Origin of the sequence: Bradyrhizobium uaiense (genome assembly GCF_010811875.1) — a bacterium.
GTDB lineage: Bacteria > Pseudomonadota > Alphaproteobacteria > Rhizobiales > Xanthobacteraceae > Bradyrhizobium > Bradyrhizobium uaiense.
In genome coordinates this window covers 1-8,642 of sequence record NZ_VKHP01000335.1, presented here as the reverse complement: position 1 = coordinate 8,642, position 8,642 = coordinate 1, and the positions used below count along the sequence as shown (strand labels likewise).

At 64.5% G+C, this 8,642-nt stretch carries 8 protein-coding genes; 7 read left to right on the top strand and 1 reads right to left on the bottom strand.

Translation table 11 applies throughout. From position 1 onward, the window contains the following. Positions 1-172: 172 nt before the first annotated feature. The 5 genes from FNJ47_RS42580 (at position 173) to FNJ47_RS42560 (ending at position 4,671) form a co-directional block, all read left to right on the top strand. Positions 173-946, top strand: a complete 774-nt coding sequence (locus tag FNJ47_RS42580) for an ATP-binding cassette domain-containing protein (protein ID WP_163162326.1) — start codon at positions 173-175, stop codon at positions 944-946. A 5-nt stretch (positions 947-951) separates the two neighbouring features. After that, positions 952-1,656, top strand: coding sequence for an ABC transporter ATP-binding protein (locus FNJ47_RS42575; protein ID WP_163162330.1), 705 nt, complete (start codon positions 952-954; stop codon positions 1,654-1,656). Positions 1,657-1,872: 216 nt separating this feature from the next. Further along, positions 1,873-2,754, top strand: a complete 882-nt coding sequence (locus FNJ47_RS42570) for a branched-chain amino acid ABC transporter permease (protein ID WP_163162324.1) — start codon at positions 1,873-1,875, stop codon at positions 2,752-2,754. After that, positions 2,751-3,761, top strand: coding sequence for an ABC transporter permease subunit (locus FNJ47_RS42565; protein ID WP_163162322.1), 1,011 nt, complete (start codon positions 2,751-2,753; stop codon positions 3,759-3,761). The genes FNJ47_RS42570 and FNJ47_RS42565 overlap by 4 nt, the downstream gene beginning before the upstream one ends. Then, the gene (locus FNJ47_RS42560; RefSeq protein ID WP_163162320.1) at positions 3,727-4,671 is read left to right on the top strand and encodes a polyphosphate kinase 2 family protein; all 945 of its coding nucleotides are present in this window, start codon (positions 3,727-3,729) and stop codon (positions 4,669-4,671) included. The genes FNJ47_RS42565 and FNJ47_RS42560 overlap by 35 nt, the downstream gene beginning before the upstream one ends. 165 nt (positions 4,672-4,836) lie before the next feature. On the opposite strand, the gene FNJ47_RS42555 is transcribed toward FNJ47_RS42560, so the two are convergent. Continuing rightward, positions 4,837-5,274 (bottom strand): nuclear transport factor 2 family protein, encoded by a 438-nt coding sequence (locus tag FNJ47_RS42555; protein ID WP_163162318.1) that lies wholly within the window; start codon positions 5,272-5,274, stop codon positions 4,837-4,839. A gap of 123 nt (positions 5,275-5,397) precedes the next feature. Here FNJ47_RS42555 and FNJ47_RS42550 point away from each other — a divergent pair, with 123 nt between their 5' ends. Then, complete coding sequence (locus tag FNJ47_RS42550) at positions 5,398-5,985, top strand: bifunctional transcriptional activator/DNA repair enzyme AdaA (protein ID WP_236000480.1); 588 nt, start codon at positions 5,398-5,400, stop codon at positions 5,983-5,985. A gap of 669 nt (positions 5,986-6,654) precedes the next feature. Continuing rightward, a complete protein-coding gene (locus tag FNJ47_RS42545; RefSeq protein WP_163162316.1) occupies positions 6,655-8,217 on the top strand; it encodes a 2-isopropylmalate synthase in 1,563 nt (520 codons plus the stop codon). Positions 8,218-8,642: the final 425 nt, after the last annotated feature.

Sequence of the window (8,642 nt, the reverse complement as noted above, 5' to 3'; positions counted from 1 at the left end):
GGGTTGGGCTGGGGGCTCTCTCCACGAATCGTATCGTGGAGAGAGCCCCCACCCGGACCGCATCTTCGATGCGTTCCGACCTCCCCCGCAAGCGGGAGAGGTGCAGCGAGTCTGCGGCCAGGCTGTTTCGACCTGACTCCATCCTGCTCTAGCACTCGCGAAGGGGACCGCCGTGCTCGCCGTCGAAGGCCTGGTCAAGCGGTTTGGCGGCTTTCGTGCCGTCAACAACGTGTCGTTCCGCGTCGAGCAGGGCGAGATCCTCGGTTTGATCGGCCCGAACGGCTCGGGCAAGAGCACCATCTTCAACATGCTCTCCGGCACCTTGCCGCCGACCGAGGGCTCGATCCTGTTCGCCGGCCGCGAGATCGCAGGTCTCGCCCCGCACCGGATCATCGTCGGCGGTATCGGCCGTACCTTCCAGATCCCGCGGCCGTTCCATCGCCTCAGCATCTTCGAGAACGTCGTGCTCGCCGGCTTCTACGGGCAGGGCCGTCACAGCCGCAGCAGGGCGGAGGAGGCGGCAGAGCGTGCTCTGGCGATGGTCGGCCTGCCGACCGATCGCCATGCCAGCGTCGAGGGGCTTGGCGCTGCGGGGTTGAAGAAGCTCGAACTGGCCAAGGCGCTCGCGACAGGACCGAAACTCCTGCTCGCCGACGAAAGCCTCGGCGGGCTCGACGAGGCCGAGATGGATCAGGCTGCCGATATGCTGCGGCGGATCCGCGACGAACTCGGCATCACCATCATCTGGGTCGAGCACATCATGGGCGTCTTGATGCGCGTGGTCGATCGCGTGATGGTGCTGGATCACGGCGAGAAGATCGCCGAAGGCCTGCCGGCGGATGTCGCCGGCGATGCCAGGGTGATCGAGGTCTATCTCGGCACCGATGCGGATGCGAGCCTTGCAGCCGCGGCCGCAGCGCAAGCGCGCCGACGGATCGGGGCGTGACCGGCATGCTGGAGTTGAAGTCGATCGATGCGGGCTATGGCAGCTTCCAGGCGCTGTTCGACGTCAGCCTCGACGTCAGGGCAGGCGAGGCGGTCGGCGTGATCGGCCCGAACGGCGCCGGCAAGACCACCTTGATGCGGGTGATCTCCGGATTGATCCGCCCGATCCGGGGGACCATCGCGATGGAGGGCACCGACGTCGTCGCGACGCCGCCGCATCGCATCGTCAGCCTCGGGATCGCCCATGTGCCGGAAAACCGCCGGCTGTTTCCCCGGCTCACGGTCGCGGACAATCTGAAGATGGGGGCCTACATGCCGGGCGCCCGCGCGCACTACGCCGAGCGGCTGGAGTTCGTGTTCGAGCTGTTTCCGCGGCTCAAGGAGCGCTTGCAGCAGATGGCCGGCACGATGTCGGGCGGCGAGCAGCAAATGTGCGCGATCGGCCGCGCGCTGATGTCGAACCCGAAGCTGCTGCTGCTCGATGAACCCTCGGCCGGGCTCGCGCCGGTCGTGGTGCAGCAGGTGTTCGAGCTCGTCAAGCGCATCCGCGCCTCGGGGCTCACGGTGCTGATCGTCGAGCAGAACGTGCAGCAGGTGCTGCGCGTGGTCGACCGCGCCTATCTCCTGGAAGCCGGCAGTATCCGCGCCGCCGGGTCAGCGGCGGAGCTCGCGGCCAGCGACACCATCAAGCAGGCGTATTTGGGGGTGTGAAGGAATGATGATCGTGGATCGGGCAGGTGCGCCCACACAGTTTCCCGTTATCCTGAGGAGTCGCGAAGCGGCGTCTCGAAGGATGCACGGCCCGGCTGGTGGCCGTGCATCCTTCGAGGCTCGCCCAGCGGCGCAAGTGCGCCGCAAGGCTCGCACCTCAGGATGACGGTTATGATGATTCAGCCAGACGCCGCCACGGTCTAAGGCAGAACGGCCATGCAATCCTTCCTCAACATCTTCGACATCTACCTGCTGGAGGCCGTCATCAACGGCATCCTGCTCGGCGGCGTGCTGGCACTGCTCGCGCTCGGGCTCAATCTGATCTTCGGCGTCATCGACGTCACCTGGATCTGCTACGCCGAGCTCGTGATGATCGGCATGTACGGCATGTACTATCTGGTGCAGGTCTTTCATCTGCCGTACTGGGCCGCCGCGCCGCTGGTCATCCTGCTGGTGGCGCTACTCGGGGCCGCGCTGCATTTCCTGGTGATCGCGCCCTTGCTGACGGCGCCGCCGATCAACCAGCTGCTCGCCACCGGCGGCGTGCTGTTCATCCTGCAGAGCTTCGCCACCGTCGCCTTCGGCATCGACTTCCGCAATCTCGGCATCCGCCTGCCGGTGCTGGCGCTCGGCGAGATGAATTTCAGTTACGCGCGGCTGCTCTCGTTCGGAGCGGCGCTCGCCGGCATGATCGGCGTCTATCTGTTCCTGACCCGTACCTTCACCGGCACCGCGATCCGCGCCATCGCGCAGGATCGCCAGATCATGCCGTTGATGGGCGTCGACCCCAAGCGGATCTATCTCGTCACCTCGGCGATCGGCGGCGGGCTCGCCGGCCTCGCGGCGTGCCTGTTGGTGCTGCAATATGACGTACATCCGTTCGTCGGCCTGTCGTTCGGGCCAATCACCTTCCTGATTTGCGTGCTCGGCGGCCTCGGCAATTTCATCGGCGGCTTCATCGCGGCCTTCGTGTTCGCCGAGATCATCTCGCTCGGCGGCCTCTTCTCCGACCTCGAATGGGGCTACGTGCTGGCGTTCGCCTTCTTCATCGTGATGATGTTCATCCGGCCCGCGGGCCTGCTCTCGAGGCGCTCGTGAACAGGCAGACCGCCGGCTGGATCATTGCGCTGCTGGCGCTTGTCGCGCTGCCCTTCGTGCACCGCGATCCCTATCATCTGCACGTGCTGGTGCTGATCCTGATCTGGTCGTTCGCCTATACGTCGTGGTCGATCATGGGCCGCTTCGGCCTGGTCTCGCTCGGCCACGGCGGCTTCATGGGCATCGGCGCCTACGTCACCGCGCTGCTCTGGAATCACCTCGGCGTCTCGCCCTGGATCGGCATTCCCCTCGGCATGGCGACCGCGGGCGTGCTCGCGCTGATCGTCGCCTATCCCTGCTTCCGCTTCCGCATCACCGGGCATTATTTCGTGCTGGTGACCCTGGCGCTGTCGGGCATCGTGCTGCAGGTCATCACTGCAACCCGCGACTATACCGGCGGCTCGCTCGGCTACACGCCGCAGCGCGCGCCAAGCGGCAAGGGGCTGCTCGCGCTGCAATTCGACGACAAGACCACCTGGTACCTGATCGCGCTCGCAGTCTGGGTCGCTGGGCTCGTGATCTGGCGCGCGATCGACCGCAGCATGATCCGCCACGCCATGGAGGCGATCTCGGAAGATGAAGACGCCGCCGCCGCGGCCGGCGTCAACGTCACCGCCGAGAAGCTCAAGATCACCCTGATCAGCGCGCTGATGACCGCGCTCGCAGGCGCGCTCTATTGCCAGTACCAGATGTTCATCTCGCCCGATACGGTGAGCGGCATCGCGGTCTCCCTGCAGATGGTGTTCGCGGCGATCGTCGGCGGGGTCTATGTGGCGCTCGGGCCGACGGTCGGCGCCGTCATCACCATCGTGCTGGCCGAGGTGCTGCGCATCTCGTTCGGCACCAAGGCGGTCGGCTGGGACAATCTGGTCTATGGCGTGCTGCTGGTGCTTTTCATCATCTTCCTGCCCAAGGGCATTCTTGGTAGCGTGATCGACCGGATCAAATCGTCACGCAAGCCCTCGAGAGGCCATGAGCAACAAACCGTCCCAATCGCTCGCCGATGAACTGAAGCCCTTCGTCGCGCCGTTCCGCTTCGACGGATCAACCGAATTTCATCTGAAGTCATATCCGACCGCCGAGAAGGGCGGTATCGACAAGGATGCCGGCGGCAAGATCATCGAAGCCAACCGCAAGCGGCTGAATGACTTCCAGGAGAAGCTCTATGCCCAGGACCGCTGGTCGCTGCTCCTGATCTTCCAGGGCATGGACGCCGCCGGCAAGGACTCCGCGATCAAGAGCGTGTTCGAGGGCGTCAACCCGCAGGGCTGCGAGGTCTCGTCCTTCAAGCAGCCGTCGACCCGGGAGCTCGACCACGACTACATGTGGCGTGCGATGATCGCGCTGCCGGAACGCGGCCGTATCGGCATCTTCAACCGCTCCTACTACGAGGAGTGCCTCATCGTGCGGGTGCATCCTGAGGTGCTCGACAAGCAGAAGCTCCCGAAGAAGCTGGTGACCAAGAATATCTGGCGCGAACGCTTCGAGGACATCTCCGCGATCGAACGCTATCTGTCGCGCAACGGCACCGTGATCCTGAAATTCTTCCTGCACATCTCGAAGGACGAGCAGCGCCAGCGCTTCCTCGATCGCCTCGACGAGCCTGCCAAGAACTGGAAGTTCTCGATGGCCGACATCTCCGAGCGCGCGCTATGGGCGAAGTACCAGGCTGCCTATCAGGACATGATCCACCACACCGCGACCGAGGACGCGCCCTGGCACATCGTGCCGGCGGACCACAAATGGTTCGCCCGGGCCGTGATCGGTTCGACCATCGTCAGTGCGCTCGACAAGCTCGACCTGAAATTCCCCGAGGTCGACAAGGCCGAGTTGAGCGAATTCAAGCGCATCCGCGACTCGCTGCTGGCGGAGGGAAAAAGCGGGGCGGCGGAGAAGAAGGTGCCCGCCAAGAAGTAGCGTGTCGATGCGCTGACTTTCGCGTGTTGACGGACAAGCGCCCCGGCATGTGGGGTGAGCACACTTCTCAGGATCCCTCCCCCACAAGGGGAGGAAATCGATTTGCCGGTGCATTCCTTGCTCTGGCGTGTAGCAAGCGCGGCATTGTTATCGTGAGCAGCAGCCTCACGCCGCGGCTTCTCCGAACACCATCTGCCAGCCCTTGCGCGTATCCATGTATTCGCGCACCTGCTTGATCCGGCCTGCCTCGACCACGAACACGAAGCAGTAGTCATTGTCGTAGGCGCGGCCGCCCGGCAGCGTCGCGCGCATTCGTTCCTCGACGATCACGCTGTCGCCGTCAGCATGAACCGCGCGGAACGCGATGTCGATCTCGGAGAACAGGCGGTGCATCTCGGTCGAGATGAAGCGGGCGATCGCATCCGCACCGATCATGTGATCGGTGTGATCGAGCGCGACCGCGGTGGCGTTGCGGGCCGGCGCGATCCATTCGGCATCCGGCGCGAACACGGCGGCAATCAGGCCGGCGTCGCGGGTCCTGAAGGTCTGCCAGGCGTTGAGGACGATTTCTTTGGCGGTTTCTTTGGTGGTCGGGCTGGTCATTGCGATGTCTCGAGGACTGATCGATGCAGAGGTTGATCGATCGGCTCGATCTAGGTCAGCGCCGCCGGGCGTGCTGGCCGGAATCGGACCTCATCACCGCCGGCCACTTCCCTGGATCGCGCGATGCGCTACTCTCCGGCGATGCTCAGCTTCGAGGTCTGCAACGCCGCACGGCTGCGGCGCGACGCGCGCTATGACGGCCGCTTCTTCACCGCAGTGAAGACGACGCGGATCTATTGTCGCCCGGTCTGTCCGGTGAAGCACCCGCTGCCGCGCAACGTCTCCTATTACCCGACCGCTGCCGCGGCCGAGGCAGCCGGCTTTCGGCCCTGCCTGCGCTGCCGTCCCGAAACCGCGCCGTTCTGTCCCGCGTGGAACGGCACGCGCTCCACGGTTGCGCGTGCGCTCAAGCTGATTGACGGCGGCGCGCTGGAGCGCGGCTCGGTTGCCGCGCTGGCCGACCGGCTCGGCATCACCGCGCGCCATCTGGCCCGGCTGTTCGAGCGCCATGTCGGCGCAAGCCCGCAGCAGGTTGCGACCACCCGCCGCGTGCAGCGCGCCAAGCGCCTGATCGACACCACCGATGATGCGATGACCGAGATCGCCTTCCGCGCCGGCTTCGGCAGCGTCCGCCGTTTCAACGCCGCCTTCGCTGATCTCTACGGTCGCTCGCCGTCGAGCCTGCGCGCGTCTTCGCGCGGACGCAGGTGAGGGGGAGTGCGGAGGTTAGCAGCGTCGTCACACGAGCAAGGTGAGCACGCCACTCAGGCTCCCTCCCCCCTTGCGGGGGAGGGTGGGGAGAGGGGTACCACACGACGTGCCCTCTCGATTTGCTTTCAACGACGTGATCGAGATTGCGAAACAATCGCTCTCATCGAATATCGCGCCCGGGGCTTACCCCTCTCCCCAACCCTCCCCCGCAAGGGGGGGGGGGGGGGGGAACCCTTCTGCCATTGCGTCCCTTACGAGCGACGTCGTCCCTCACGCCCGCCGGCTGCGCATAGGTCAACCCCGCTGTCCCTCTTTACCCATTGCGGCGGCTTGCCATAATCGTTTAGAACGACGGCGCACAGCGCGTCCCGGCAACCAACCGTCAATGGTTTTGACCGAGGATTTCGGCGCTCAACAGGGTCTGGCAATGCTGATTCGCGGCCAAATTGATGGGATTTCGGGGGAGGTGGCCCAGGCTACCGCCACGATCCCGGCCGCAGCGCCCACCCTGCTTATTGGCGGCCTGCTTCTTACCTGCCCCTGAGGGCCGGCGGGGCGTTTGCGCCTGGGCACTCAGGGGTTTGTACGAGATCACCGGACCCTGATAATCGCCCAAGTAAACGCTCAAGTAGCAACATGACGGGCGCAAAGCTTAAAGGAATTTCTGACATGGCCACCGCTGATAAGTCCGAGAAGGACCGCGTCATCATTTTCGACACCACCCTGCGCGACGGCGAGCAGTGCCCCGGCGCCACCATGACCTTCGAGGAGAAGCTCGAGGTCGCCGAGCTGCTGGACGATATGGGCGTCGACGTCATCGAGGCCGGCTTCCCGATCACCTCGGAAGGCGACTTCCAGGCGGTCAGCGAGATCGCCCGCCGCTCCAAGAACTCGGTCATCGCGGGCCTCTCCCGCGCCCATCCGGCCGACATTGACCGTTGCGCCGAAGCCGTGAAGTTCGCCCGCCGTGGCCGCGTCCACACCGTGATCGCGACCTCGCCGCTGCATATGCGCGTGAAGTTGAACAAGACCCCCGAGGAGGTCATCGAGACCTCGGTTGCGATGGTCGCCCGCGCCCGCAACCAGATCGACGACGTCGAATGGTCGGCCGAGGACGGCACCCGCAGCGAGATGGACTATCTGTGCCGGATCGTCGAAGCCGTGATCAAGGCCGGCGCCACCACGGTGAACATCCCCGATACCGTCGGCTATACCGTGCCGGAGGAATACACCCACTTCATGCGGACGCTGATCGAGCGGGTGCCGAACTCCGACAAGGCGATCTTCTCGGTGCATTGCCATAACGATCTCGGCATGGCGGTCGCGAACTCACTGGCCGGCATCGTCGGCGGTGCGCGGCAGGTCGAGTGCACCGTCAACGGCATCGGCGAACGCGCCGGCAATGCCGCGCTGGAAGAGATCGTGATGGCGATCAATGTGCGGAACGACAAGTTTCCGTACTGGAACAAGATCGACACCACGCAGCTGACGCGCGCCTCGAAGGTGGTGTCTGCCGCGACCTCGTTCCCGGTGCAGTACAACAAGGCGATCGTCGGCCGTAACGCGTTCGCCCATGAGAGCGGCATCCATCAGGACGGCGTGCTGAAGGACGCCTCGACCTACGAGATCATGCGGCCCGAGATGGTCGGCCTGAAGCAGTCCTCGCTGGTGCTCGGCAAGCATTCCGGCCGCCACGCCTTCATCCACAAGCTGGAGGAGATGGGCTACAAGCTCGGCGCCAATCAGCTGGAGGATGCCTTTACGCGGATGAAGGCGCTGGCCGATCGCAAGAAGGACATCTACGACGAGGACATCGAGGCACTGGTCGACCAGGAGATGGCGGCCGCGCACGACCGCATCAAGCTGACCTCGCTGACCGTGATCGCCGGCACCCATGGCCCGCAGCGCGCGACCATGAAGCTCGACGTCGACGGCCAGATCAAGATCGAGGAAGCCGAGGGCAACGGTCCGGTCGATGCCGTCTTCAACTGCATCAAGCGCCTGGTGCCGCATGAGGCCAAGCTGGAGCTCTATCAGGTCCACGCAGTGACTGAGGGTACCGACGCGCAGGCCGAGGTTTCGGTGCGTCTGGCGCACGAGGGCCGCTCGATGACCGCGCGCGCGGCCGATCCGGATACCCTGGTCGCCTCGGCAAAGGCCTATCTCGGCGCGCTGAACAAGATCGTGATGAAGCGCCAGCGCGACGTCCCGGCGACCAAGGTCGCGGGCTGACGGTTCATTCGATCAACGGATTCGGAAACGCGGCGCCCTGGCGCCGCGTTTTTCGTTTGGCAAGGCGGATCGTAGATCGTAGTGCGGGTTAGGCGCAGCCGTAATCCGGCGCTCGGCGCGCGGATGAAGACGGTGCGTTACGCTTCGCCAACCCGCCCAACATTCCTGATTTTCGGTGGTCTCAATTTGGAGCACTGAAACGAAGAGTGATGGCACAAACTGTAACCGGTGTTCTCCGGACGAGAACAGTTTTGCGTCTTCATAAAAAACCTTGATATCGGCAGTTTGTGCCAGCCAGCTAAAGCGTGATGGCATTAAGTTCGATAGCCTGAATTTTTGAGGTAGTTGGCGCATTCCTCGGAGGTGAAGGCATCGAGGGCGTGGCCGATTGCGGCGCAGACTGCGTCGACGGTTCGCGCGGCAGC

Bases quoted from the DNA above. Each gene is read 5' to 3' on its own strand.
- FNJ47_RS42575 (WP_163162330.1), top strand. From the start codon at position 952: ATGCTGGAGTTGAAGTCGATCGATGCGGGCTATGGCAGCTTCCAGGCG.
- FNJ47_RS42570 (WP_163162324.1), top strand. From the start codon at position 1,873: ATGCAATCCTTCCTCAACATCTTCGACATCTACCTGCTGGAGGCCGTC.
- FNJ47_RS42560 (WP_163162320.1), top strand. From the start codon at position 3,727: ATGAGCAACAAACCGTCCCAATCGCTCGCCGATGAACTGAAGCCCTTC.
- FNJ47_RS42555 (WP_163162318.1), bottom strand. From the start codon at position 5,274: ATGACCAGCCCGACCACCAAAGAAACCGCCAAAGAAATCGTCCTCAAC.
- FNJ47_RS42550 (WP_236000480.1), top strand. From the start codon at position 5,398: ATGCGCTACTCTCCGGCGATGCTCAGCTTCGAGGTCTGCAACGCCGCA.
- FNJ47_RS42545 (WP_163162316.1), top strand. From the start codon at position 6,655: ATGGCCACCGCTGATAAGTCCGAGAAGGACCGCGTCATCATTTTCGAC.